This is a genomic window from Ruegeria meonggei (assembly GCF_900172215.1).
Taxonomy (GTDB): domain Bacteria; phylum Pseudomonadota; class Alphaproteobacteria; order Rhodobacterales; family Rhodobacteraceae; genus Ruegeria; species Ruegeria meonggei.
In genome coordinates, this window is record NZ_FWFP01000002.1 from 319,042 (window position 1) to 343,536 (window position 24,495).

A 24,495-nucleotide genomic window follows, 5' to 3' on the forward strand; every position below is an offset into this window, starting at 1 on the left:
CTCTTTCGGCAGGCAGGGACACAAGCGAATGAGCGATGTGAAAGTGGGGATCATCATGGGCAGCCAGTCGGACTGGCCCACGATGAAAGAAGCCGCAGACATTCTGGATGATCTGGGCATCGCGTATGAAAAGCGCATCGTCTCGGCACATCGCACGCCAGACCGTTTGTGGGATTACGGCAAAACTGCTGTGTCGCGTGGATTACATGTGATTATCGCCGGAGCCGGCGGTGCGGCGCATCTGCCAGGCATGATGGCCTCAAAAACCCGCGTGCCAGTGATTGGTGTTCCTGTCCAAACGCGGGCGCTGTCCGGCGTAGATTCGCTGTATTCCATTGTTCAGATGCCCAAGGGCTTCCCAGTGGCAACCATGGCAATCGGCTCGGCGGGCGGCACCAATGCCGGCCTGATGGCGGCCGGTATCCTGGCCTTGCAAGACAGCGCACTGGCCGACCGTCTGGACGCGTGGCGTCAAGCTTTGTCGGCCTCTATCCCCGAGGAGCCCGTCGATGACTGAGACCCTGCAGCCCGGCGCTAAGATCGGAATTCTGGGCGGTGGTCAACTTGGCCGGATGCTGTCGGTCGCGGCCTCTCGTCTTGGGTTCGTGTCGCACATCTATGAACCCGGGATGAACCCACCTGCCGGGCAGGTCGCTGACCGAGTGACCACAGCGGCTTATGACGATGCCGAAGCCCTGCGCGCCTTTGCAGAGTCGGTTGATGTCATTACCTATGAGTTCGAAAACATCCCAACCGAAGCCCTGGACCTGCTCGAGGCACATCGCCCTATCCGTCCGGGTCGCGAGGCGCAGCGTGTCAGTCAGGATCGCCTGACCGAGAAGGCTTTTCTGCAAGGTCTGGGGCTGCAAACCGCACCCTTCGCCGATATCACCGATCTGAACAGCCTGAACGCAGCAATCGACCAGATCGGCACGCCCGCCATTCTGAAAACCCGCCGCTTTGGCTATGACGGCAAGGGTCAGGCCCGGCTGCATGCGCCTGAGGATGCCGGGGCCGCGCTGGCCGATATGGCCGGTGCGCCTGCGATCCTCGAAGGGTTTGTGGAATTCAGCCATGAGGTCTCGATCATCGCAGCGCGCGGGCTGGATGGGCAGGTGGCCTGTTTCGACCCTGGTGAGAACGTGCACCGCGACGGTATCCTGCACACCACAACGGTCCCTGCCCGTCTGCGTCCAGCGCAACGTACAGATGCGGTTCTACTGGCCGCCAATATCCTGAATGCGCTGGACTATGTTGGCGTTATGGGGGTTGAACTGTTCGTGACTCCGCAGGGCCTGATCGTAAATGAGATCGCGCCCCGGGTGCATAACTCGGGCCACTGGACACAAAATGGTTGCGCAGTGGATCAGTTCGAACAACATATCCGCGCCGTTGCGGGGTGGCCGTTGGGCGACGGCCAGCGTCATTCGGATGTGGTGATGGAGAACCTGATCGGTGGCGATATGGACCGTGTACCGGATCTGGCGCGGGACCGCGACGTGGCACTCCATCTTTATGGCAAGGCCGAGGTTAAACCCGGCCGCAAGATGGGTCATTTCAACCGCATCGCGCGGTAAATCAGCCGACGAACCGCGCCGCAATATCTCCGGCCATGTAACTGACCCGCCCGCCTGCCAGCGTGGCGGCGACGCGGTGGGTTTGCCCGTCCAGAATGACCATATCGGCACGTTTTCCTGCGCTCAGCGTGCCCCTGTCCTGCAACCCAAGAACCCGCGCTGGCCCCGAAGACACCAGCGCCCAAGCGCCGGCCAAATCAACCAACCCGGATTTGGCTAACATCAGCGCTGCGCGACGTGGGCTGGGATAGTGGTAATCCGAAGCCAGCGCATCACACAGCCCAAGCGTGATCAGATCCAATGCGCTGGCATTGCCTTTATGCGATCCCCCACGCACCACATTGGGTGAGCCTAGAATGATGTGATCCCCGGCTGCCCGGGCGGCTTCGGCCGCTTCAAGCGTTTCCGGAAATTCTGAGATTTTCGCACCCCGAGCGCGCCACTCGGCACGGGTTTGGGCTGTGGCGTCATCATGGCTGCCCATGCGTACGCCCTGCCGGTCAAGAACCGCACATAACGCGTCCAAAGCCGCTGGCACCTCGTCCCGGCGCGCGTGCATGGACATCAGCACCTCAAAGTGCCGGTCCGGATTGCGCCCAGCCTTCAGCGCTTGCCCGGTCAGGCGTTGCGGTTTGCGCCCTTCGGACAAACGGTCATGCGGCAAGTGGTCGTTGAACACCACATACCGCACCTGCCAATCCGCAATCCGGTCCGCGAGGTCGTCATAGTTATCCAGCATATGCGTCTCAAAGCGCAGCTGCGGCATCAGATCGGTGACGACGCGATCCTTGACCGAGGCGATGGCATCAAACACCTGCGCCGCGAACTCAGGGCCACGCACGCCGCCTTCCCAACTGTGGAACTGCGCCAATACGCCTGTGGTGATGCCGTTGGCGGCCAGTTCGGCCTCGACCGAGAGGATGCCCTCCCCCATCTGCTTCATTGCCCCGCGACGGGGCGCGATATGGCGTTCGAACCCATCCCCGTGCATGTCGATAATACCCGGCAAAACGAGATAGCCGGATAGATCGATCCTTTTCCCCGTGCGGTCGGGTTGGATGACACCATCAGCCAGCGACAGGTCAGTAAATGCCAGCCCCCGGTCCAACAACACCTCTGCCCCAGAAAGGGTCAGGTTCAAGGCATTCATTGCGTTGGCTCCGACGCAGGTTCCGAGCAATCCAGACCGATGCATATTTCATCGATGATATCCGATACCCCGTCCAGCCACGTTATTTGCGGGTCAAACTGGCCGAACTCGATAAAGTGCAACGCCTGCGCCATGACGCGCGGGTTGTTCATCATAAAAGTATGCGTCACCGGTAGGACAATGTGGTCTTTCATCCCTTCGACCCGGGTGGTCGTGATCGACACCTTGCCGTCATCGCGCCCATCAATCAGTGACGAGAACAGCGGGTTCAACGAGTTCTCACCCGCAATCACCCCAAGCTCGAACTCCACAGGGGGCAGTTTCCGGGGGATCCCTTCGGGACCCGTACCAAGTTCTAGTCCGGCCGGACCGTTGAGCATACCAAACACTTCCCACGCACCCAGCTCATCAACAAGCTGGCTGCCCTGGTTGGGTGGGCCCAGCATCACCACACGTCCCAGATTCTCCGGGTCATGATCCTGCAACCAATAGCGCAACAGAATGCCACCCATGGAATGCGCCACGACATTGGCTTTGTCTTCACCACAGGCCGCAATCGCATCCGGCACGGTCTGGATTGCAAGCTCGGCGATTGGCAGGTCGGTCGAAGGGTAACCCGGGCGCACAACAGTGTATCCATGCGCCTTGAACAGCTGCTCCATCACCGTAAACGACGCCTCGGTTCGGGCGAGCCCGTGCAAAAGCACAACGCATTTGGCACTGGCCATGGCCGGGGCGAATAGCAGAAAAAGGGCAAGCAGATATCTCATAACCGCCAGATAAAGCCTAAGCGGATTGTATTAAACCCCCAGCCGCGGTTTCAAGCGCAGGACGGCCAATGCGATCCCGCCCAGAACCAGCGCGGCACCAAGCATCAGGCGCAAACTGGCAACCTCACCCAGAAAAACAACGCCGCCTACGATAGCGATGATCGGAACGCTTAGCTGCACGACCGCAGCAGTTGTTGCGGCCAATTGCGGCAAAACACGGTACCACAGGGCATAGCCCAGGCCTGACGTAACCCCTCCGGCCAATGCGGCCAGCAGGTATCCAGAGGCGGTCATGTGCCAGTCGCCCCCGGTTGTCAGCAAGGCTAATGCCGTTACGGGCAGTGCCACAACAAAGTTGGCTGCTGTTCCGGCCAGGGCGTCGGGCTCGGACCGTCCAACCAGCGAGTAGATCGCCCAGCCTATCCCCGCAACACCCATCAGGGCCGCTCCTACGGGGTCGACCTGCACTGCGTCGGTTGGCCATAACACATAGGACAGACCGGTTACCGCAATCACCGCTCCGGCGACCTGCCGCCCGGACGGAGCATTGCCTGTGATCGAGGTCACCGCGAACATGGTGATCTGTACCACGCCGAACAGGATAAGCGCGCCAAGCCCTGCATCCAGTGTCAGATAGGCGATGGAAAAACCGATCATATACAGCGACAACGAACCGGCCCCGGCGACCCTGCGCCGGTTCAGCAAGGGCAGATGACCGGCCCGTAGATAGACTAAACAGGTCAGCACCACGACGCCTGACAGCACTCGTACAACCGCAAAGCCGGCAGGGTCGCTTGCGCCGCTGTCGATGGCCAGACGGTTCAGGATCGAATTCGCCGCAAACGCGCACATGGTCAGGGCGGTCAGAAGAAACAGTCTCATGTCAACGCCATAGCGGGTTTGCAGAGGCTTGGACACTCACTTTCCTGCTCGACCGCCCCGCAAACGAAAACGGGGCCGCCCGTAGGCGACCCCGTTCCTAAGCATTATGGCGTCCCCTTCGGCAGACTGGTCACAAGACCAGGTGCCTATCGGGGTCGTCAGAATTCGCCAGGGCGAATTCGACGATCTTACATCATGCCGCCCATGCCGCCCATGTCGGGCATGCCGCCACCAGCAGTTGCGCCATCTTTGGCGGGTTTGTCGGCAACCATGGCTTCGGTGGTGATCAGCAGACCTGCAACCGACGCCGCATCTTCCAAAGCGGTACGGACAACTTTGGCCGGGTCGATCACACCAAAAGCAAACATGTCGCCATATTCTTCGGTCTGAGCGTTGAAGCCAAAGGCTGCATCGTCTGATTCACGAACTTTGCCTGCGACAACCGCACCGTCAACGCCTGCGTTTTCAGCGATCTGGCGCAGCGGCGCTTCGATGGCTTTGCGAACGATGGTGATACCAGCATCCTGATCTGCGTTTGCGCCGCTCAGAGTTTCCAGAACTTTACCCGCCTGAACCAGAGAAACACCGCCGCCTACGACAACGCCTTCCTGAACAGCAGCACGGGTCGCGTTCAGAGCATCGTCCACACGGTCCTTACGCTCTTTCACTTCAACTTCGGTCATGCCGCCGACGCGGATAACCGCAACACCGCCTGCCAGTTTGGCAACGCGTTCTTGCAGCTTCTCACGGTCGTAGTCCGACGAGGTTTCTTCGATCTGAGTGCGGATCTGAGCAACACGTGCTTCGATCTCGGCTTTCTCGCCAGCACCGTCAACAATGGTGGTTTCGTCTTTGGTGATTTCGATTTTCTTGGCGGTGCCCAGCATGTCCATGGTGACGGACTCGAGCTTCATGCCCAGATCTTCGCTGATGACCTGACCGCCGGTCAGGATTGCGATGTCCTGCAGCATGGCCTTGCGGCGATCGCCGAAGCCCGGTGCTTTGACAGCAGCAATTTTCAGGCCGCCGCGCAGTTTGTTGACAACCAGAGTTGCCAGAGCTTCGCCTTCAACGTCCTCAGCAATGATCAGCAGCGGCTTTTGCGACTGGATCACCTGCTCGAGCAGCGGAACCATCGGCTGCAGCGAGGACAGTTTCTTTTCATGCAGCAGGATCATGCAGTCGTCCAGATCTGCGATCATCTTGTCTGCATTGGTGACGAAGTAAGGCGACAGATAGCCACGGTCGAACTGCATGCCTTCGACAACATCAGTCTGGGTTTCCAGGCCTTTGTTTTCTTCGACAGTGATAACACCTTCGTTGCCGACCTTCTGCATCGCGTCTGCGATCTGCTGGCCGATTTCAGTTTCGCCATTGGACGAAATGGTGCCAACCTGAGCAACTTCAGCGCTGTCTTTGACTTCACGCGATGCTTCTTTGATGCCCGCGACAACCTTGGCGGTTGCCAGGTCGATACCGCGCTTCAGGTCCATCGGGTTCAGGCCAGCAGCAACCTGCTTGAGGCCTTCTTTGACGATGGACTGAGCCAGAACGGTTGCGGTGGTGGTGCCGTCGCCGGCCTCGTCATTGGTGCGGCTGGCGACTTCTTTCACCATCTGCGCGCCCATGTTTTCGAACTTGTCTTCCAGTTCGATTTCCTTGGCAACCGAAACACCATCTTTGGTGATGCGCGGTGCGCCGAAGGATTTGTCCAGAACCACGTTGCGGCCTTTGGGGCCCAGGGTTACTTTGACAGCATCGGCCAGGATGTTCACACCAGCCAGCATGCGGTTACGGGCATCGGTGTCGAACTTGACGTCCTTAGCAGCCATATCGTTTCTCCTTGAGAAATATGTTTGAGATAAAGATCAGAGAAAGCGCGCAGGCCTTACTCGATGATCCCCATGATGTCGCTTTCTTTCATCATCAGCAACTCTTCGCCGTCGACGTTGACCTCAGTGCCCGACCATTTGCCGAACAGGATCTTGTCGCCAGCTTTTACAGCCATTGCGATCAACTCGCCGCTGTCCTTGCGGGCGCCTTCGCCGATCGCAACGACTTCGCCTTCGCTGGGCTTTTCTTTTGCACTGTCAGGAATGATCAGACCACCAGCGGTTTTTTCATCGCTTTCGGTACGGCGAACCAACACGCGGTCATGAAGCGGTTTCAATGCCATCTTTGCAGCTCCTTGGGCTCAAAGTTTATTTATCCTCCCCTCGTCGACTGACGAGGCGTTAGCACTCGAAGTGTGTGAGTGACAACGACGCATAGCTAGGGAGTCGAATCCCCCGAGTCAACAAGTTGCAATGGATTTTTTCGCAATACGCTTCAGTCGGGCTGATCCCAGCTGTAAGCCCAGTGTTTCAGCCCGTCCTGCCCCGCCGTCGTCAGGCCATACACACCCTTTTCCACCTTGTCGAACCAGCCATAGTGATTGTCCCGCATCAGGCGCGTTGCCTCGGGCACTCCGGTGGCTTTGGCCACAACCGAGCCCTTGGTGGCGCCGCATTCGGCCAGATGTGCCGCACATTTCAACGCGTCCTGGCGGTAGGCCGTGACAATGCCGTGCCGGGTGGCGCCACCGGAATTGGGGTCACCCTCTAACCGATCGAATTCACGCAATAGCCGCGCAGCATTGGCTTTATTCTTGCGCGGCGCATAGGGACCGGGATCACATTGCACCTCAACAGTTCCATCTGCGCGTACGGTGATCAGCCCAAGGCCTAACCTGCGGCACAGCGCCAGGTTATCCTTCAACGCCCGCCGGGCGGTGCGCCCTTTGGGTTTGCAGACACCGATATACACCTGATCTGTTACCTTCAGCCGCGTAATGGCCTGATGAAACAGCGCCAGTGAGAACCTGAGTTTCAGCTCAACGACCACCGGGTCGCTGCCCGCGCGTACGGCCACCACATCGGCTGCGCCGACCTCGCCTTTGACGGTATAGCCTTGACGCTCTAACAGCGCCTTGATCGGGGGATAAAGATCCTGCTCGCGGTCCATAAGCTCATGCTATGCAAATTGGTGCGGAATTCCAGACACAGATGTGCACCTCGCTGATCCGACCTTGTGGAAAGGCCGTCATTGCTTATGCATGGTCGCACCTCATATTTGAACCGAACCGTCCGGGATGATGTCAATGCGTTTCCTTCTCTCCCTTGCCTTATTGGTCCTTCCCTTCGTAGCCCACGCGGCCTGTGAAGGCCGAGATCTCAGGCCCCGCCTGACGGCGCAGGAACAGGGTGAGCTTCAGCAGGCGTTGAAAGATTTTCCCTTCCCGGAAGGCAACCACTGGATTGCCCGCAAGGACAAAACGGTTCTGCATTTGATTGGAACACTGCATATCAACGATCCGCGTATGGATGCGGTGGTGGAACGCCTGAAGCCAACACTCAGCCAGGCCGACGCGTTCTATTTCGAGGTTACACAAGACGCGATGGCAACCTTCGAGCGAAATCTAGCCCACGACCCGAGCCCGGTCATAATTACCTCTGGTCCCACTCTGATTGAACTGATGTCCGAAGAGGATTGGGCCGCCCTGTCCGCCGGTCTGGCTGAACGCGGCATCCCCAGCTGGATGGGTGCCAAGATGCGCCCTTGGTTCCTAAGCATGATGTTAAGCGTCCCGCCCTGCATATCCGAGGACCCAGACGCCAAATACGGAATGGACGCCCGCCTGACCGATCTGGCCACCGAAAATGGCATCTCCCAGCACTCGCTGGAACGGATTGACGACCTGATGGCGATTTTCGACAGCCACCCTATTGAGGAACAGGTGCAGTCACTGGTCCGGATGGCCGGTGCGTTAGAGGCCAGTGAAGACCAGTTGGCGACGATGGCAGATGCCTATCTCGAAGAGAAGCACGGCCAGATCCTGCAACTGGCACGGCTTCAGGGCCTCGATGCGTCGGGGTTGGACCCCCAGGTTTTTGAGGAAGAATGGAACGGGTTCGAACAGAAGTTACTGATCGACCGCAATAACGACTGGATGGATCACATTCTGGACATCCAGGATCAGGTGGCCGTGATTGCCATTGGCGCAGGGCACCTGGGCGATGACCACGGGCTTTTGAACCAATTGCATCAGGCGGGGTATACACTGACCCGCGCGCCCTTCTGATTAGACCCGGTGAAATTCAGACTATCCGTCGCAGCGAGAACTCTGCCGGGTGACAACCCATGCAGACCACCCTATAAGGCGCGCAAATTCACAATCCGCTGGACGCTGACATGACAACTCTTGTATTTGGCCATAAATCCCCCGACACAGATTCCACTGGATCGCCCATCCTGTGGTCCTGGTACCTGAACGAAGTCAAAGGCGAACAGGCCGAGCCCGTATTGCTGGGCGAGCCCAACACCGAAGCTGCCTTCATGCTGCAACGCTGGGAGCTACCCAAACCGCGCATCATCGAGGACGTGGCCGCAGACGCGCCGGTTGTCATCGTTGACACCAATAACCCTGCCGAACTGCCCGCCAGCGTCAACAGCGCCGACATCCGCGCCATCATTGACCACCACAAGCTGGTCGGCGGTCTGGAAACCAAAGGTCCGATCGACATCACTGTGCGTCCGCTGGCCTGCACCGCAACCATCATGGTCGACCTGATGGGCGACGATGCCGCTAAGATGCCCGAATCCGTTAAAGGCGCGGCCCTAACCTGCATCCTGTCGGATACGCTGGAGTTCCGCTCGCCAACCACTACCGCACATGACCGCGAAGTGGCCGAGAAACTGGCGGCAGAGCTGGGCCTCGACGTCTCGGCTTATGCGGCTGACATGTTCGCGGCGAAATCCGACGTGTCGTCCTTTTCAGATGCTGAACTGATCCGCATGGATAGCAAAGAGTATGAGGTCGATGACACCAAGTTCCGCGTCTCGGTTCTGGAAACCACTGCGCCGAGCGTTGTGCTGGACCGCAAAGCCAGCATCGCGGCGTCGATGGCAGACGTGGCCGAGGAGGACGGCGTCGATGAGGTTCTGCTGTTCGTTGTCGATATCCTGAACGAAGAGGCGACTCTGCTGGTGCCCAACGATCTGGTCAAAAGCGTTGCGGAAAAGAGCTTTGGCGCCTCGGTTGATGGTGACTCCGTGGTTCTCCCCGGAATCATGAGCCGGAAAAAGCAGATCATTCCAAATCTGAAAGTCTGACCTGCGTAGGTACGGTGTCCGCGACTGACACCATGTAGCGAGGCTCTGCCTCGCGCTCCGGGATATTTTTAGCCAGATGAATGAAGAATCCCCTGCTTCATCTGGCCAAAAATATTCTGGGGAGACGCCTGCAGGGCGGCGGGGGCGAAGCCCCCTACTGGTCAAACCAGCGATCCTCTGCCATAGGCAATGTCGGTACTGCCGACGCGGCAACAGGGGCTTTTCATGACACAGATCATCCACACGCTTTCCGAAATCTCTGATCGCTATAAGGCGTTGTTTGTCGATCTCTGGGGTTGCGTGCATAACGGTATTACAGCGTACCCAGAAGCTGTTGAAGCGCTGCAGGCTTACCGCGCGCAGGGTGGGATTGTAGTTTTGGTCACGAATTCTCCGAAACCGCGGGCCGGTGTAGGAGAGCAACTGACGCAGTTCAACGTACCCGACGATGCCTATGACACCATCGCCACCAGCGGAGATTCCGCACGATCTGCGATGTTTCGGGGCGAGGTTGGCCATAAGGTTTACTTCATGGGGGAATGGGAACGCGATGCGGGGTTCTTTGAGCCACTGAAACTGCTGCACCATCCCATTCACATCGAACGTGTCCCGCTGGACGAAGCCGAGGGGATTGTCTGTTGCGGGCCATTCGACCCGATGGCAAATCCAGCGGTCAATCGTCCGGATTTTCTTTATGCCAAACAAAAAGGCATGAAGCTGCTCTGCGCCAATCCCGATATCGTGGTCGACCGGGGGGAAATTCGTGAATGGTGCGCAGGGGCATTGGCGCGGCTGTATACAGAAATGGGTGGTGAGAGCCTTTACTTCGGCAAACCCCACCCACCGATCTACGATCTGGCAAGACGCAGGTTGCAGGAACTGGGCCACGACATCCCGGACGGGGACCTTTTGGCAATAGGCGATGGCCCTCATACCGACATTCTGGGCGGTATGGGCGAAGGGATTGATTCTCTGTTTATCTCGGGCGGCCTTGCGGCTGCAGAAACTCAAACGTCACGTCATCCGCACCCCGAGTCCCTAACCGACTATATTGCACGGGAAAATATAAATCCGACCTATACGATCGGCCGTTTGCGATAGTCAGAAAAGACTTGATTTTCTGCAGTTGCGAAGTAATAAAGTTGCCAACGGAGGGCGACTTTGATTGTTTTGTTGCCCAAACAATTCGAGTGAGGGCGACATGTTGGACAATCTTCCACGCGGAACGATCTGTATCGAAGACATTGAAATGGGCATGGTCCGCTACCTGCGCAAAGTGGTAACGGACGAAGATATCGAAATGTTTGCCCAAGTTTCGACCGACCGGAATCCAGTACACCTGGACGACGACTACGCCCGCGACACGATCTTTGAAGGGCGTATCGCACATGGGATGCTGACCGCCGGGTTGATCTCGGCCGTGATTGGTGAACAGCTGCCCGGCCACGGGACAGTCTACATGGGGCAATCGCTGAAATTCCTGGCCCCGGTCCGCCCCGGCGACATGGTCTATGCCGAGGTGAAGGTGGTCGATATCGACTTTGCCAAGCGCCGCGTCAAGCTGGATTGCCACTGTGCAGTTGACGGCAAAAAGGTGCTGGTGGGCGAAGCCATGGTTCTGGCCCCATCCCGCAAGTTCGACTGAGGAATTCCTGACGTCCCGAGCCCTTGAACATGCGCGCTTGTCCCGCTAGGCAAGCTGCATGCAGATCATCCGGGATTTCCAATACTTTGAACCTGAAAACCGCGGCGCCAGCGTGGCGATCGGGAATTTTGACGGTGTTCATATCGGCCATCAATCAGTGATTGAATTGGCACGCAACGCGGCCCCGGACGCACCGCTGGGTGTGATGACCTTCGAGCCGCACCCGCGCGAGTATTTTGCCCCGGACGCACCGCCTTTTCGCCTTATGCGCGGCAATGCCCGCGCACACAGGCTGGAAAAACTGGGCGTGCGGAAACTATACGAACTTCCCTTCAACGCAGCGCTGGCCGGGCTGACACCCGAAGAATTTGCCCGGAATGTAATCTGCGACGGCCTGGGCCTGTCTCATGTGGTTGTGGGCGCGGATTTCTGTTTCGGCAAGGGACGCAGCGGTACCGCGGATGACTTGGTTCGCTTTGGGCAAAAGATGGGGTTTGGTGTTACTGTCGCGCCTTTGATGCAGCGGTCTGAGAATGTTGTCTCCTCAACCGCGATTCGCACCGCACTGACCGAGGGCCGCCCTGGTGATGCGGCCACCATGCTGGGCCACTGGCACCGCATCGAAGGCCTGGTCATCGGCGGCGAGCAACGCGGGCGCGAACTGGGCTTTCCGACCGCGAACATGTCCATCGAAGGTCTGCACCCCCCTAAATTCGGCGTTTATGCGGTTCTGGTCGATGTGCTGGATGGGCCCCATCAGGGCAGCTATCACGGCGCGGCCTCGGTCGGGACGCGGCCGATGTTTCAGGGCGAAGTGCCCAATATCGAAACCTTCCTGTTCGATTTCTCGGGCGACTTGTATGGCGCGACCCTGTCTGTTGGGCTTGTCGACTATCTGAGACCTGAAATGACCTTTGACGGGCTGGGCGGGTTGATCGCCCAGATGAACGCCGATTGCGACAAGGCCCGCACCTTGCTGGGCGCGTTATGACCACGGATCCGATCGACCGCGCAGGTCTTGGCCCCCGGTTCTGGGAACGCAAGCCGCTGACCAAGATGAACCAGCGCGAATGGGAAGCCCTGTGCGACGGCTGTGGCAAGTGCTGCCTGAACAAACTGGAAGATGAAGATACCGGTGAAGTAGCCCTGACCTGCGTTGCCTGCCGCTTGCTGGACGACGAGAACTGCCGATGCACACAATACGACATCCGCCATCAGTTTGTGCCCGAGTGTATCGTGATGAAGCCGGGTAATATTGACGACCACGCCTATTGGCTGCCGCAGACCTGTGCCTATCGGTTGTTGTGGGAAGGCAAGCCTCTTTACGACTGGCACCCTTTGATATCAGGTACGCCGGACAGCGTGCATGCTGCCGGAATCTCGGTTCAGGGACGTACGGTGTCCGAGTTCGAAACCCCCATCGAAGAGTGGGAAGACTATATCATTGAGGAGCCCAGCTGATGTATTTCGCCTCTGACAATTCCGGGCCAGTTCACCCGCAAGTCATGGCCGCCCTGAATGCGGCCAACGAGGGCTATCAGATGGCCTATGGCGCCGATACCCTGATGAACGAGGTCCGGGATCGCATTCGCGGCATATTCGAGGCTCCGGGGGCGGCGGTGTATCTGGTGGCCACAGGAACAGCGGCAAACTCTCTGGCGCTGGCAACGCTGGCGCAACCGTGGGAAACCGTGTTCTGCTCACCCGTGGCGCATATCCACGAGGATGAGTGCAACGCGCCCGAGTTTTACAGCGGCGCCAAGCTGACGCTAGTGCCCGGCGAAGATAAGATGACCCCCGAGGCCCTGCGCGGCTCTATTCTGGCCGAGGAAACACGCGGCGTGCACGGACCGCAGCGCGGCCCGGTATCGATCACGCAAGTCACTGAACGGGGATCGGTCTATTCGCTGGCCGAGTTGCAGGCGCTGTGCGCTGTGGCCAAGCAATACGGCCTGCCCATTCATCTGGACGGCGCACGTTTTACCAACGCGCTGGTCGCTCTGAACTGCTCTCCGGCCGAGATGACATGGAAGGCCGGCGTCGATGCGGTCAGCTTTGGCGGTACCAAAAACGGTCTGATGGGGGTCGAAGCGGTTGTCTTTTTCGACGAATCCAAAGCCTGGGAATTCGAACTGCGCCGCAAGCGGGGCGCACATTTGTTTTCCAAACATCGTTATCTGTCCGCACAAATGGCGGCCTATCTGCAAGACGATCTTTGGCTGACCATGGCGCGTCAGGCGAATGCCAACTGCGCGCGACTGGCCGATGGGCTGCGTGCCAAAGGCGCATCATTCCTGCATGATCCGCAGGCCAATATGATCTTTGCCCAGTTTTCCCGCGCGCGGCACAAGCAGCTGCATGAGGCCGGTGCGGTGTATCACCTGTGGGGGGCAGAACTGGATGACTCGGATGACGCGGAAATTCTCGCCTGCCGACTGGTTTGTGACTGGTCCATCAGCGCCGAGCAGATCGACCAGTTTCTGGACCTGCTCTAACGCAACCGGTGTCTGAGGGATTGTTGCGCTTATGACGGCAAGCCGTCCCAGAACGCCGCGATTGCAGCACCGGTTTCGCGCGGATGCGAGATGGGACCCATATGCCCCGCCCCGTCGATCACGTCGCTTTCAGCCTGGGGAAGGCGGGTCTGCAAACCACTGTTGATGGCAACCATCACCTTATGAGTATGAGAGCCGTGCAGCAGTAGAACCGGCATGTCGGCCTGCGCAATCTTGGAGGGATCCAGCAGGCCCATCGTATCGTTGAGCAGCGCGTTTTCCACTGCCCCCACCAAATGAATACCCCGCACCATCCCCGCGCGCGCGGGTTCGGGCAGATCTGCCCATTGCGGGCCAGCGTCCCCGGCCCACATGCGATTGAACAGGCGGGCGGCCAGGGGTTCATCCCCAGCGGCAATTGCATCCATATAGGGTTGCGCGACGTGCGCATATTCCGCGACCAGATCCGGCGCGTCCTGCTGTGCGACGGCAAAGAACACCGGCTCGACCAGAACAACGCTGCGGACCAGTTCAGGATGTTCCACCGCCAGCCGCAAGGCGATCATCGCCCCAAAGGAATGGCCAATCACATCCATCGGCTCGGTCAGATGTTCCAGCGAGGCCTCGGTCAGACGTTCGAACAGATGGCCCTGACGGTCCCAATCCGGGCTGCGTCCGTGGGACAGCATATCCGGCGCAACAAAACTGGCCTGCCCTTTCAGCACCGCGGCAAGACCGGCCCAGACACCGGAATGGGCAATGGTGCAATGCAGGGCCAGAACCTTACGGTCGCCCTGACCTAAGTGGCTGACATGTAAGTTTTGCGCGACGGACATCTTGGTCTCCTACCCTTATTGGTCGGCCAGGTGTCGGTCCAAATCCTCCAGCCGGTCCTGACCCCAGAAACGCTGGTCGTCCCCGGTGATATAGAACGGGGCACCAAACACACCGCGCTCCACGGCCTCTTCCAGATTGGCGGTATAGGTCTCGGCCCCCAGCAGCAAGCCACTGTCGGCCAAATCCGAGGAAAACCCGGCGTCAGCCAGACAGGCACGGATGACATCGTCCTGCGCGATGTCCTTTTCCTCGGCCCAGCAGGCGCGCACAAAGGAATGCACCAGCTGCCCCACATCCCCTGACCCGTCCTGAATGGCGGCGATGATCGCGTATGAGGACGGCGCCGCATTGGTGGGCCAATGGGCCGGTTGCAGGTTGAACGCCATACCCAGCTTTTTTGACTGGCGCTGCATTTCTTGCGTCCGGTATTCGATGCGCGAGATATGGCGGTCCTTGGGCGGAACACCTCCTGTACGTCCGAACAGGGCGATGATATCCAGCGGCTTGTAATTGATTGTCGCACCATGTTTGGCCGCAATCTCCTCCAGGCGCAGTCCCGCCAGGTAGGTGTATGGCGAGAGTGTCGCAAAATAGTAGTCAATTTGGGCCATGTTCACTTTCTCCGCAGCGTTATCTTTGCTGGACGGTAAGGCCATGCTAAGCGGTGTCAACATCACGAATCTGTCACATTAGCCTTTGCTGCCCGGGGACCTACAGCCGATGCCGACACTCCACGAACCCAAGCTGATCGCTGGGAACGCCAATCTTCCGCTTGCCGAATCCATTGCCCGCCGCATGAGCCTGTATCGCGGTGTCGATCAGGGTCTGGTCGATGCACGGGTCGAACGGTTCAACGACGGCGAGATTTTCGTCGAAGTGTTCGAGAATGTCCGCGGCGAGGATATGTTCATCGTTCAGCCGACCTCGAACCCGGCCAATGACAACCTGATGGAGCTGCTTATCATCGCGGACGCCCTGCGCCGATCCTCCGCGCAACGGATCACTGCTGTGATCCCTTATTTCGGCTATGCCCGCCAGGATCGCCGCACCAAGGCCCGTACACCGATCAGCGCCAAGCTGGTTGCCAACATGTTGACCGGCGCCGGGATCGAGCGGGTACTGACCATGGACCTGCACGCGGCACAGATTCAGGGGTTCTTCGATATCCCGGTGGATAACCTTTATGCCTCGCCGGTCTTTGCGCTGGATGTGAAAAACCAATTCAAGGACAACCTGGACGAGATCATGGTGGTGTCACCTGACGTCGGCGGCGTCGCCCGCGCCCGCGAACTGGCCAAACGCATCAACGCGCCCTTGTCGATCGTGGACAAACGCCGCGAGAAAGCCGGAGAAGTGGCCGAGATGACCGTCATCGGTGACGTCAAAGACAAGATCTGCCTAATCGTCGACGACATGTGCGATACGGCTGGCACCCTGTGCAAAGCGGCGCAAGTCCTCCTGGACAACGGTGCGAAGGAGGTTCACGCCTACATCACGCACGGCGTCATGAGCGGCCCTGCGGTCGAGCGTGTGACCAACTCGGTTATGAAATCTCTGGTGCTGACGGACACGATCCAGCCAACCAAAGAGATCGCCAAGGCCAAGAACATCCGTGTGGTACCAACCGCTCCGATTTTCACCCAGGCGATCCTGAACATCTGGAACGGAACCAGCGTGTCGTCCCTGTTCGAGGACAAGACCCTGACTCCGATTTATGAGTCGCTGTATCACATGGATTGAGTTGGGTGGTCGACAAAGGGATGGCCGGCTGTTGCAGTCCACTACTAGAATATCAGACTTCAGTCATTGGCAGGCTGTCGAAGCAAGTCTTGGAATGCGCGAAAGTACTCTTTTTGGCCTTCGGGAGTGAGGTGGATCGTGTCGAAATAGAGATGCTCTTTACCGCGCAAAAGCGGCAGCATATCGACGTATTCGACGCCGGTCGCAGCGATGACACTTAGTAGAAACCTTCGGTCATTTTGCAGCGGTGTTGACAGTTCGGACCGTGTTGGATGCAGTAAGACAACCACGCGGTCAACATGATCCCGCGCTTCGTCAATGAAAGCGCGCAGAGCGCGCGGCCCCTTCACGTTAATGTTCTGGGGCTCACGGCAGCCTGATTCCTGCCGCGCCAGACCACCCAAGGCGGGAATAAACTTCGGACCGTATTTCCGCACCGATTCAACAATGGCCAACAAGGGTCGTTCTGTTACGAAATCCGGACCCAACTGCGTGCAATATCGAGGCAGATCCCACAAGTCATGCGTGCTGAACACAACAAACAGCGTATCCGCCTGGAACCAACCAAATTCCTGAAAGTAGTTGCTAAGGTTCTCGGGACCCCAAGAGCCTTCGGATACATTGCCGACCCATGTTCCTGGCAGCGAATCGTCCAGGGCCGTCGATGCCAAATCCGCGTGATCCACGAAAGATGTACCGTTCAAAACGCTGTCTCCAGCGATCAGAATGTGCCTTTCAGGATTTTGTGGGATCGGGCGCGACCGCATGGATTTCGTATTGTACGAAACACGGTTGCCAAATCTTTTGTATTCTCCTGGTAGGGCCCGGTATTCGATATTGGAATCGACGCGCACCAAAGGCGGATCGCCTAGACCCAGTACCAATCTTGCAAAGACTTCGACTGCCAACAGCATTACACTGCAATAGGCCAGGAGTTTCATGGTTCTGGACAACACACGCCTACTGATCATGTAGCGGAAATCATGAGATTTCCCAGTCATCTTCATGAGCGACCTCGCCAATGGCCGTCCATGCTATCCTGATCCGAGCGATGCGAGTGTCAGACCATGTTCTGAACACTGCGTTGAAACCTTCGGGCGTGACATCCTTGGCAGCCACTTCGGCCCTCAATGCCGACGTTGTGTCGACATCCCAAAGCGACACGCTGATCTGTACGGCAGGGACAGACCGGAACGGTTGACTGAAGACAACGGTCGAGCTGCGTTCGCGAGTGCCTTCTCCAGTCCACATGTCACCGCCGTCGGAAAATTCCGAGAACAGGACGGCTTCGCCTTGGTCAATGCCAACCGGGTGCGTAGTGAATATCTTCATTCTTTTGTCTTTTTACTTGAATTTCCGCAGATTACCCTGCGACTTTGACAAAATCACGACCAAAAAAAAACGGCCCCACAAACGTGGGGCCGCCATATCGAAAAAGACTGTACGGGCCTTAAAGGCTCATATGTGTTCCAAGAGCTTCCATGTCCGCCAGCAGCTTTGCGGCGTCATCGACGATGGTCTGATCGTCGCCACCTTTTGCCGCTTCGTGCGAGGCGCGGGCCTCGGCGATCATGTCGTCCAGATGCGACCGGGTCACTTCTGCAACCGGAATGGCTTTTTCAGCCAGAACCGACAGGCTATCGCCGTTGATCTGAGCAAACCCGCCGGTGACCAGATATTCGCTGGACCCTTCGGGTGACTCGACCTTCAACAAGCCGGGGCGCAGCGTGGTGATGGTGGGGGCATGATCCGGCATCGCCGTCATGTCCCCGTCCGCGCCGGGAATCTGGACCGCGGTGGCCTCAAGCGAAGCAAGGCTCCGCTCGGGGCTGACGAGGTCGAATTGCATCGTGTTTGCCATCAGGGATACTCCTTAGGCGGCTTCCGCTGCCATCTTTTCAGCTTTTGCAATCACTTCGTCGATACCGCCAACCATCAGGAAGGCTGCTTCGGGCAGGTGATCGTATTCGCCGGCAACAACAGCTTTGAACGACGCGATGGTCACGTCCAGAGCAACCTGAACACCGGGCGAGCCAGTGAAGACTTCGGCCACGTCGAACGGCTGCGACAGGAAGCGTTCAATCTTACGGGCACGGGCCACGGTCAGTTTGTCTTCTTCCGACAGTTCGTCCATGCCAAGGATCGCGATGATGTCCTGCAGCGACTTATAGCGCTGAAGGATCTGCTGAACGTCGGTCGCAACGGTATAATGCTCGTCGCCAACAATCGCTGGGTCGAGCAGACGCGAGGTCGAGTCGAGCGGGTCAACAGCCGGGTAGATGCCCTTTTCCGAGATTGCACGGTTCAGAACCGTGGTCGCGTCCAAGTGTGCAAACGATGTGGCAGGTGCAGGGTCGGTCAAGTCATCCGCAGGGACGTAGACGGCCTGCACGGATGTGATCGAACCCGACTTGGTCGAGGTGATCCGTTCCTGCATCGCGCCCATGTCGGTCGCCAGTGTCGGCTGATAACCCACAGCCGATGGAATACGGCCCAGCAGAGCGGACACTTCGGAACCGGCCTGTGTGAAACGGAAGATGTTGTCGACAAAGAACAGAACGTCGGCACCGGTCGAATCACGGAACTGTTCCGCCAGGGTCAGACCCGACAGGGCGATCCGCATACGGGCTCCTGGAGGTTCGTTCATCTGGCCGTAAACCAGCGCGATTTTCGAATCTTCCAGCTTGTCGGGAACGATAACACCGGATTCGATCATCTCGTGGTACAAATCGTTGCCTTCACGGGTCCGCTCTCCAACACCGGCAAACACGGACACACCCGAGTGCACTTTGGCGATGTTGTTGATCAGTTCCATGATCAGAACGGTTTTTCCAACACCGGCGCCGCCGAACAGGCCGATCTTACCGCCTTTGGCGTAAGGGGCCAGCAGGTCAACAACCTTGATGCCGGTGACCAGAACTTCGGATTCAGTTGCCTGATCCGAGAAATCCGGCGCGTCCTGGTGGATGGCGCGGGTTTCTTTGGTGTCCACGGGGCCCTTTTCGTCGATGGGCTCGCCCACAACGTTCAGGATACGGCCCAGAGTAGCGTTACCAACCGGAACCGCGATCGGTGCGCCGGTGTCGGTTACGGCTTCGCCGCGGACCAGACCTTCGGTCGCGTCCATCGCAATGGTACGGACAGTGTTTTCGCCCAGGTGCTGTGCAACCTCCAGAACCAGCTTCTTGCCGTTGTTGGTGGTTTCCAGCGCGTTCAGAATTTCAGGCAGCGCATCATCGAAGTGCACGTCGACGACGGCCCCGATAATCTGTGTGACTTTGCCTTTTGCATTCGCCATGTTTCGTCTCCGGTTAGTCTCTACAGCGCTTCGGCGCCGGAAATGATTTCAATCAGCTCGTTGGTGATCACGGCCTGACGCGAACGGTTGTATTGGATGGTCAGCTTGTCGATCATCTCACCTGCGTTGCGTGTCGCGTTGTCCATCGCGGACATCCGTGCACCCTGTTCCGAGGCTCCGTTTTCAAGCAGAGCCGAGAAGATCGCAGTCGCAACCCCCTTGGGCAGCAGGTCAGCCAGGATGGCCTCTTCGCTGGGCTCGTAATCGAAAATGGCACCGCTGTCGTCGCCGCTCGCGTCGTCCTCGAACGAAGCGGGGATGACTTGCTGTGCCGTCGGGATCTGAGTCACAACGTTGACGAACTTCGAATAGAAGATCGTGGCAACATCGAACTCACCCCCGTCGAAACGGGACAGGACGTCCTTCGCGATGTCTTGTGCGTTGGTATAACCCAGACGCTTGACCTCGCTCAGATCGACATGTCCCACGAACAGATCGCCGTAGTCGCGTTTGATCGCGTCACGGCCTTTCTTGCCAACAGTCAGAATTTTGACCGTCTTGCCCTTGGCTTGCAGTTCGTAAGCCTTGGCACGAGCCAGCTTGGCAATGTTCGAGTTGAAGCCGCCACACAGGCCGCGTTCAGCTGTCATCACAACCAGCAGGTGGACATCATCGCTGCCCGTACCACGGAGCAGCTTGGGGGCGCTGTCGCTGCCCCCGACCGATGCCGCCAACCCCGTCATCACGGCATTGAACCGTGCAGCATAGGGGCGCGAGGCTTCGGCAGATTCCTGGGCGCGGCGCAGTTTTGCAGCCGCGACCATCTGCATGGCCTTGGTGATCTTGCGGGTCGATTTGACCGACTCGATCCTGTTTTTAAGATCCTTAAGATTTGGCATGTGCCCGCCTCTCCCTTAAGCGAAGGTTGCGGCGTATTCGTCCAGCGCAGCCTTGATCTTGTCGGAAGCATCACCCTTGATCTTGGGATCTTCGTCGGTGATCCACTGAAGCAGGTCGGCGTGCTTGCCACGCAGATGCGACAGCAGGCCAGCTTCATAGCGGCCAACATCGGTGACGTCGATCTTGTCGAGGTAACCGTTGGTCCCGGCGAAGATGACGCAGACGATTTCCGCGTTTGTCAGCGGCGAGTACTGCGGCTGCTTCATCAGTTCAGTCAGACGTGCACCACGGTTCAGCAACTGCTGGGTCGCGGCGTCAAGGTCGGAGCCGAACTGCGCAAAGGCAGCCATTTCGCGGTACTGAGCCAGCTCCAGCTTCACCGGACCAGCAACCGACTTCATCGAGTTGGTCTGAGCCGAAGAGCCCACACGCGAAACCGACAGACCGGTGTTCACAGCAGGACGGATACCCTGATAGAACAGCTCGGTTTCCAGGAAAATCTGACCGTCGGTGATCGAGATCACGTTGGTCGGAATAAAGGCTGATACGTCACCACCTTGGGTTTCGATAACCGGCAGAGCGGTCAGCGAGCCGGCACCGAAGTCTTCGTTCAGCTTGGCCGAACGCTCCAGCAGGCGCGAGTGAAGATAGAAAACGTCGCCAGGATAGGCTTCACGTCCGGGCGGACGACGCAGCAGCAGCGACATCTGACGATAGGACACAGCCTGTTTCGACAGGTCATCATAGATGATCAGGGCGTGGCGGCCATTGTCGCGGAAAAATTCGGCCATTGCGGTTGCGGCATAAGGTGCCAGGAACTGCATCGGCGCCGGGTCGGACGCGGTAGCGGCCACAACGATCGAATAGTCAATCGCACCGGATTCTTCCAGTTTCTTCACCAGCTGCGCAACGGTCGAACGCTTTTGACCGATGGCAACGTAAACACAGTACAGCTTTTTGGACTCATCGTCGCCAGCCGCTTCGTTATAGACTTTCTGGTTCAGGATGGCGTCCAGAGCAACGGCAGTTTTACCTGTCTGACGGTCACCAATGATCAGTTCCCGCTGGCCACGGCCAATCGGGATCATCGCGTCAACCGATTTCAGGCCGGTTGCCATCGGCTCGTGTACCGATTTACGCGGGATGATGCCCGGCGCCTTGACGTCTGCAACGCCGCGCTTTGTCGATTTGATCGGACCTTTGCCGTCCAGCGGGTTGCCCAGACCGTCAACAACACGACCCAGCAGTTCGTCACCGATTGGAACGTCCACGATCGAATTTGTGCGCTTGACGGTGTCACCTTCTTTGATGTCACGGTCAGAGCCAAAGATAACAACACCAACGTTGTCGCTTTCCAGGTTCAGCGCCATACCCATGATGCCGCCGGGGAATTCGACCATCTCACCGGCTTGCACGTTGTCCAGGCCGTATACACGGGCAATCCCGTCACCGACGCTCAGCACGCGGCCAATCTCGGCCACTTCGGCTTCCTGACCAAAGTTCTTGATCTGGTCCTTCAGGATTGCAGAAATCTCTGCAGCTTGGATTCCCATTTATCCGACCTCTTTCATTGCATTCTGTAGGGAGTTGAGCTTGGAACGGATCGAGCTATCGATCATTTTCGAGCCCACTTTAACGACAAGACCGCCGATGAGGCTTTCATCAACGGTCGCATTTATTGTCACGGTCTTGCCCACACGCTCGGACAGCGTTTTGGACAGTTTTTCCATCTGGGTTTTGGTCAACGCCTTGGCCGAGGCGACATCTGCGGTCACTTCGCCACGCTCGTCGGCCAGCATATTGCGCAGAACCTGCACCAGTTGCGGCACAACAAACAGGCGGCGCTTTTGCGCCATCAGAGCCAGCGTGTTGCTCAAGATAGCATGCAGGCCCATCTTTTTTGCAATCGCGGTAATTGCTGCTTCCTGTTCTGCGCGAGACACCAGCGGCGATGCAATCAGATCGCGCAAATCGGCGCTTTCGCCCAAGGCGGTTGCCAGATCATTAATGCCGGTTTCCAGACCTGCGAGGTCTTTATTCTCTTTGGCGATCTCGAAGATCGCGGTGGCATAGCGCACGGCGATGCCTGTGGAAATCGAAGCTGGTTCGGACACGTCCACCCTTCCGATATTTTGGGCCCCGAATTCGCGTTGCGGCAGCTACCCCGGGGGCGTGAAGAAACCCCGTCCAAACGGCCGGGGATCAAAATCACCGGGGATGTAACAGAGGCGAACTCAGCTAGCAACATATTATCACGGCAAGGGTCTTATCCACAAAATGTGTAGTTTCAATAAGTTACACTGGGTGCGACCCTTTGGTACGCCTGATCCGGCAGAAAAATGTTACGGAAGTGTAGGTTTTTGCGATTCCTGTGACCTTTTTTCCGCATTTTCGCGCTTTGGCCGCATCTGAAATGCCGCTGATTTTTAGGCCGGCTTCAACAGCCCATCCAACGCTTTGATCGGCTTGCGCACCGCGTCTTTAGTGACGGTGCCGCTGGGCGGTCTGATATGCTTGGTCACCTCAACCATCAGAACGCCGCCAGCCATGACTGTTGGAACCCGCTGTCCGGTTTTTTCGATCAGGCTGCCCGATTTCAGCCAGAACCGCCGAAAAGAAGGCGGTAGATACAAAGCCGAGCAATGGCTTTCCCGAACAAAGTGATGAGCCTTGAGCTGGCTTTCCAGCTGAGACGCGGAATAGGGGCGTCCGAACCCGAACGGTGTCTTGTCGCTGCGCGACCACAGCCCCGCTCGGTTGGGCACGACAAACAGCGCCCGTCCGCCGGGGCCAAGCACACGCCAGCACTCGTTCAGCAATTCACTTGGCTGGCTAGAGGATTCAAGCCCGTGCATCACCACCAGCTTGTCCACATGGCCGGTTTCGATCGGCCACAACGTCTCTTCGGTCAGGACAGAGACATTGGGCATCCCCGCGGGCCATGGCATCACCCCTTGCGGGCCAGGCATAAGGCCGATCACGCGCCGCGCGTCTTTCAGAAAAGGCCGCAGCAATGGCACGGCAAACCCGAATCCAACAACCGTCTGACCCTTGGCCTCGGGCCATAGCTCGGTCAGCCGCCCGCGTATTGCAGCCTGCGCCGCACGGCCCAAGGTACTGCGGTAGTAGAAATTCCTCAGATCCTGAACATCAAGATGCATTGCGGACACCCGGTCAATCGGCTTAGCTGAGCGCAGTCTAGCAACGAAAGGGCAAAAGGCCATGCCTCTTGAGATCGTCACCATCCCCTGTCTCAGCGATAATTACGCATTTCTGGCGCATGATGCCGTTAGCGGCAACACCGCATTGATCGATGCCCCCGAATCCGGCCCGATTCTGGCCGAACTAGTCAGGCTCGGCTGGACCCTGTCGCACGTTCTATTGACTCATCACCACTGGGATCATGTCGACGGTCTGGCTGGTATTTTGGAAAAACACCCCGCCACAGTGATTGGCGCCGCTGCTGATGCCCACCGCCTGCCGCCTTTGGATCAACGGGTTGTCGAAGGCGACGTATTCGAAATAGCCGGGGAACCGGTGCAGGTGCTGGACGTCTCGGGGCACACAATTGGCCACATCGCGTTTTACATGCCGCAAAGTGCGGCGGTGTTCACTGCCGACAGTTTGATGGCCCTGGGATGTGGTCGCTTGTTCGAAGGCACGGCCCCTCAGATGTGGGCCTCTCTCAGCAAACTGGCTGCCTTGCCCGACGAAACAATCGTGTATTCAGGCCACGAATATACCCAGTCCAACGCCAAATTTGCCGTTACGGTCGACCCCGACAACGCCGCACTGCAGCAGCGCGTGGCTGATATCGACCGCGCCCGCGCCGCCGGAGAGCCCACAGTGCCCTCGACCCTGGCGCTGGAAAAGGCCACAAACCCGTTTTTACGCGCTGCAGATTCCGCGATACAGGTTCAGCTGGGGATGACAGATTCTGACCCAGCGTCAGTTTTTGCTGAGGTGCGGACTAGAAAAGACCGTTTCTAGTGCCTATTTCGCTCTCTTCACGGCCACGGTCACAACAAATGTGACTGTCAAGTGAAAGAA

The 24,495-nt window shown here is 58.1% G+C and carries 27 protein-coding genes; 11 read left to right on the plus strand and 16 right to left on the minus strand.

Annotated elements, in window-relative coordinates; genetic code table 11:
• Positions 1-28 precede the first annotated feature (28 nt).
• The gene (gene purE / locus RUM8411_RS04280; RefSeq protein ID WP_085821400.1) at positions 29-517 is read left to right on the plus strand and encodes a 5-(carboxyamino)imidazole ribonucleotide mutase; all 489 of its coding nucleotides are present in this window, start codon (positions 29-31) and stop codon (positions 515-517) included.
• Positions 510-1,577 (plus strand): 5-(carboxyamino)imidazole ribonucleotide synthase, encoded by a 1,068-nt coding sequence (locus RUM8411_RS04285; RefSeq protein WP_085821401.1) that lies wholly within the window; start codon positions 510-512, stop codon positions 1,575-1,577. The genes purE and RUM8411_RS04285 overlap by 8 nt, the downstream gene beginning before the upstream one ends.
• A 1-nt stretch (position 1,578) precedes the next feature.
• On the opposite strand, the gene RUM8411_RS04290 is transcribed toward RUM8411_RS04285, so the two are convergent.
• From RUM8411_RS04290 to RUM8411_RS04315, 6 genes are all read right to left on the minus strand, one after another.
• The gene (locus tag RUM8411_RS04290) at positions 1,579-2,727 is read right to left on the minus strand and encodes an alpha-D-ribose 1-methylphosphonate 5-triphosphate diphosphatase (RefSeq protein WP_085821402.1); all 1,149 of its coding nucleotides are present in this window, start codon (positions 2,725-2,727) and stop codon (positions 1,579-1,581) included.
• The gene (locus tag RUM8411_RS04295) at positions 2,724-3,497 is read right to left on the minus strand and encodes an alpha/beta hydrolase (RefSeq protein ID WP_085821403.1); all 774 of its coding nucleotides are present in this window, start codon (positions 3,495-3,497) and stop codon (positions 2,724-2,726) included. Before RUM8411_RS04295 ends, RUM8411_RS04290 begins: the two co-directional genes overlap by 4 nt.
• A 30-nt stretch (positions 3,498-3,527) precedes the next feature.
• Positions 3,528-4,379 (minus strand): DMT family transporter, encoded by an 852-nt coding sequence (locus RUM8411_RS04300; protein WP_085821596.1) that lies wholly within the window; start codon positions 4,377-4,379, stop codon positions 3,528-3,530.
• Positions 4,380-4,567: 188 nt separating this feature from the next.
• Positions 4,568-6,211 (minus strand): chaperonin GroEL, encoded by a 1,644-nt coding sequence (gene groL / locus RUM8411_RS04305; protein ID WP_085821404.1) that lies wholly within the window; start codon positions 6,209-6,211, stop codon positions 4,568-4,570.
• Positions 6,212-6,267: 56 nt separating this feature from the next.
• Entirely contained in the window at positions 6,268-6,555 is a 288-nt protein-coding gene (gene groES / locus RUM8411_RS04310; RefSeq protein ID WP_085821405.1) for a co-chaperone GroES, read from the minus strand.
• A 152-nt stretch (positions 6,556-6,707) separates the two neighbouring features.
• Positions 6,708-7,382 carry a DUF2161 domain-containing phosphodiesterase gene (locus RUM8411_RS04315; RefSeq protein ID WP_085821406.1) on the minus strand — a complete coding sequence of 225 codons (675 nt, stop codon included), beginning with the start codon at positions 7,380-7,382 and terminating at the stop codon, positions 6,708-6,710.
• 136 nt (positions 7,383-7,518) lie between these two features.
• Between RUM8411_RS04315 and RUM8411_RS04320 the strand changes: the two genes are divergently transcribed.
• The 7 genes from RUM8411_RS04320 (at position 7,519) to RUM8411_RS04350 (ending at position 13,670) form a co-directional block, all read left to right on the plus strand.
• Positions 7,519-8,499, plus strand: coding sequence for a TraB/GumN family protein (locus RUM8411_RS04320; protein WP_085821597.1), 981 nt, complete (start codon positions 7,519-7,521; stop codon positions 8,497-8,499).
• 110 nt (positions 8,500-8,609) lie between these two features.
• A complete protein-coding gene (locus tag RUM8411_RS04325; RefSeq protein ID WP_085821407.1) occupies positions 8,610-9,530 on the plus strand; it encodes a manganese-dependent inorganic pyrophosphatase in 921 nt (306 codons plus the stop codon).
• A 225-nt stretch (positions 9,531-9,755) separates the two neighbouring features.
• Entirely contained in the window at positions 9,756-10,631 is an 876-nt protein-coding gene (locus RUM8411_RS04330; RefSeq protein WP_085821599.1) for an HAD family hydrolase, read from the plus strand.
• Between the two features lie 100 nt (positions 10,632-10,731).
• Positions 10,732-11,175, plus strand: a complete 444-nt coding sequence (locus tag RUM8411_RS04335) for a MaoC family dehydratase (protein WP_085821408.1) — start codon at positions 10,732-10,734, stop codon at positions 11,173-11,175.
• A gap of 58 nt (positions 11,176-11,233) precedes the next feature.
• Positions 11,234-12,166, plus strand: a complete 933-nt coding sequence (locus RUM8411_RS04340; protein ID WP_085821409.1) for a bifunctional riboflavin kinase/FAD synthetase — start codon at positions 11,234-11,236, stop codon at positions 12,164-12,166.
• Positions 12,163-12,636 (plus strand): YcgN family cysteine cluster protein, encoded by a 474-nt coding sequence (locus tag RUM8411_RS04345; protein WP_085821410.1) that lies wholly within the window; start codon positions 12,163-12,165, stop codon positions 12,634-12,636. Before RUM8411_RS04340 ends, RUM8411_RS04345 begins: the two co-directional genes overlap by 4 nt.
• Entirely contained in the window at positions 12,636-13,670 is a 1,035-nt protein-coding gene (locus RUM8411_RS04350) for a threonine aldolase family protein (RefSeq protein ID WP_085821411.1), read from the plus strand. Before RUM8411_RS04345 ends, RUM8411_RS04350 begins: the two co-directional genes overlap by 1 nt.
• Before the next feature lie 29 nt (positions 13,671-13,699).
• Here RUM8411_RS04350 and RUM8411_RS04355 read toward each other — a convergent pair whose 3' ends face one another.
• Positions 13,700-14,506 carry an alpha/beta fold hydrolase gene (locus RUM8411_RS04355; RefSeq protein ID WP_085821412.1) on the minus strand — a complete coding sequence of 269 codons (807 nt, stop codon included), beginning with the start codon at positions 14,504-14,506 and terminating at the stop codon, positions 13,700-13,702.
• A 15-nt stretch (positions 14,507-14,521) separates the two neighbouring features.
• Positions 14,522-15,118, minus strand: a complete 597-nt coding sequence (locus tag RUM8411_RS04360; RefSeq protein ID WP_085821413.1) for a 2-hydroxychromene-2-carboxylate isomerase — start codon at positions 15,116-15,118, stop codon at positions 14,522-14,524.
• A gap of 109 nt (positions 15,119-15,227) precedes the next feature.
• Here RUM8411_RS04360 and RUM8411_RS04365 point away from each other — a divergent pair, with 109 nt between their 5' ends.
• Positions 15,228-16,247, plus strand: coding sequence for a ribose-phosphate pyrophosphokinase (locus RUM8411_RS04365; protein WP_085821414.1), 1,020 nt, complete (start codon positions 15,228-15,230; stop codon positions 16,245-16,247).
• A 59-nt stretch (positions 16,248-16,306) separates the two neighbouring features.
• On the opposite strand, the gene RUM8411_RS04370 is transcribed toward RUM8411_RS04365, so the two are convergent.
• The 8 genes from RUM8411_RS04370 to RUM8411_RS04405 all read right to left on the minus strand — a co-directional run bounded on the left by RUM8411_RS04370 (position 16,307) and on the right by RUM8411_RS04405 (position 23,606).
• On the minus strand, positions 16,307-17,218 hold the full coding sequence (locus tag RUM8411_RS04370; RefSeq protein ID WP_159453853.1) for an SGNH/GDSL hydrolase family protein: 912 nt from the start codon (positions 17,216-17,218) through the stop codon (positions 16,307-16,309).
• Between the two features lie 10 nt (positions 17,219-17,228).
• Entirely contained in the window at positions 17,229-17,579 is a 351-nt protein-coding gene (locus RUM8411_RS04375; RefSeq protein ID WP_085821416.1) for an H-type lectin domain-containing protein, read from the minus strand.
• A gap of 118 nt (positions 17,580-17,697) precedes the next feature.
• Positions 17,698-18,108, minus strand: coding sequence for a F0F1 ATP synthase subunit epsilon (locus RUM8411_RS04380; RefSeq protein WP_085821417.1), 411 nt, complete (start codon positions 18,106-18,108; stop codon positions 17,698-17,700).
• 12 nt (positions 18,109-18,120) lie between these two features.
• Complete coding sequence (gene atpD, locus RUM8411_RS04385) at positions 18,121-19,545, minus strand: F0F1 ATP synthase subunit beta (protein WP_085821418.1); 1,425 nt, start codon at positions 19,543-19,545, stop codon at positions 18,121-18,123.
• Positions 19,546-19,565: 20 nt separating this feature from the next.
• Positions 19,566-20,444 carry a F0F1 ATP synthase subunit gamma gene (locus RUM8411_RS04390; protein WP_085821419.1) on the minus strand — a complete coding sequence of 293 codons (879 nt, stop codon included), beginning with the start codon at positions 20,442-20,444 and terminating at the stop codon, positions 19,566-19,568.
• 15 nt (positions 20,445-20,459) lie between these two features.
• The gene (gene atpA / locus RUM8411_RS04395) at positions 20,460-21,998 is read right to left on the minus strand and encodes a F0F1 ATP synthase subunit alpha (protein WP_085821420.1); all 1,539 of its coding nucleotides are present in this window, start codon (positions 21,996-21,998) and stop codon (positions 20,460-20,462) included.
• Positions 21,999-22,559 (minus strand): F0F1 ATP synthase subunit delta, encoded by a 561-nt coding sequence (locus RUM8411_RS04400; RefSeq protein ID WP_085821421.1) that lies wholly within the window; start codon positions 22,557-22,559, stop codon positions 21,999-22,001. It lies immediately after the preceding gene.
• Between the two features lie 312 nt (positions 22,560-22,871).
• Entirely contained in the window at positions 22,872-23,606 is a 735-nt protein-coding gene (locus RUM8411_RS04405) for a class I SAM-dependent methyltransferase (protein ID WP_085821601.1), read from the minus strand.
• A 61-nt stretch (positions 23,607-23,667) separates the two neighbouring features.
• Here RUM8411_RS04405 and gloB point away from each other — a divergent pair, with 61 nt between their 5' ends.
• Positions 23,668-24,435 carry a hydroxyacylglutathione hydrolase gene (gene gloB / locus RUM8411_RS04410; protein ID WP_085821422.1) on the plus strand — a complete coding sequence of 256 codons (768 nt, stop codon included), beginning with the start codon at positions 23,668-23,670 and terminating at the stop codon, positions 24,433-24,435.
• The last annotated feature ends 60 nt before the right edge of the window (positions 24,436-24,495 follow it).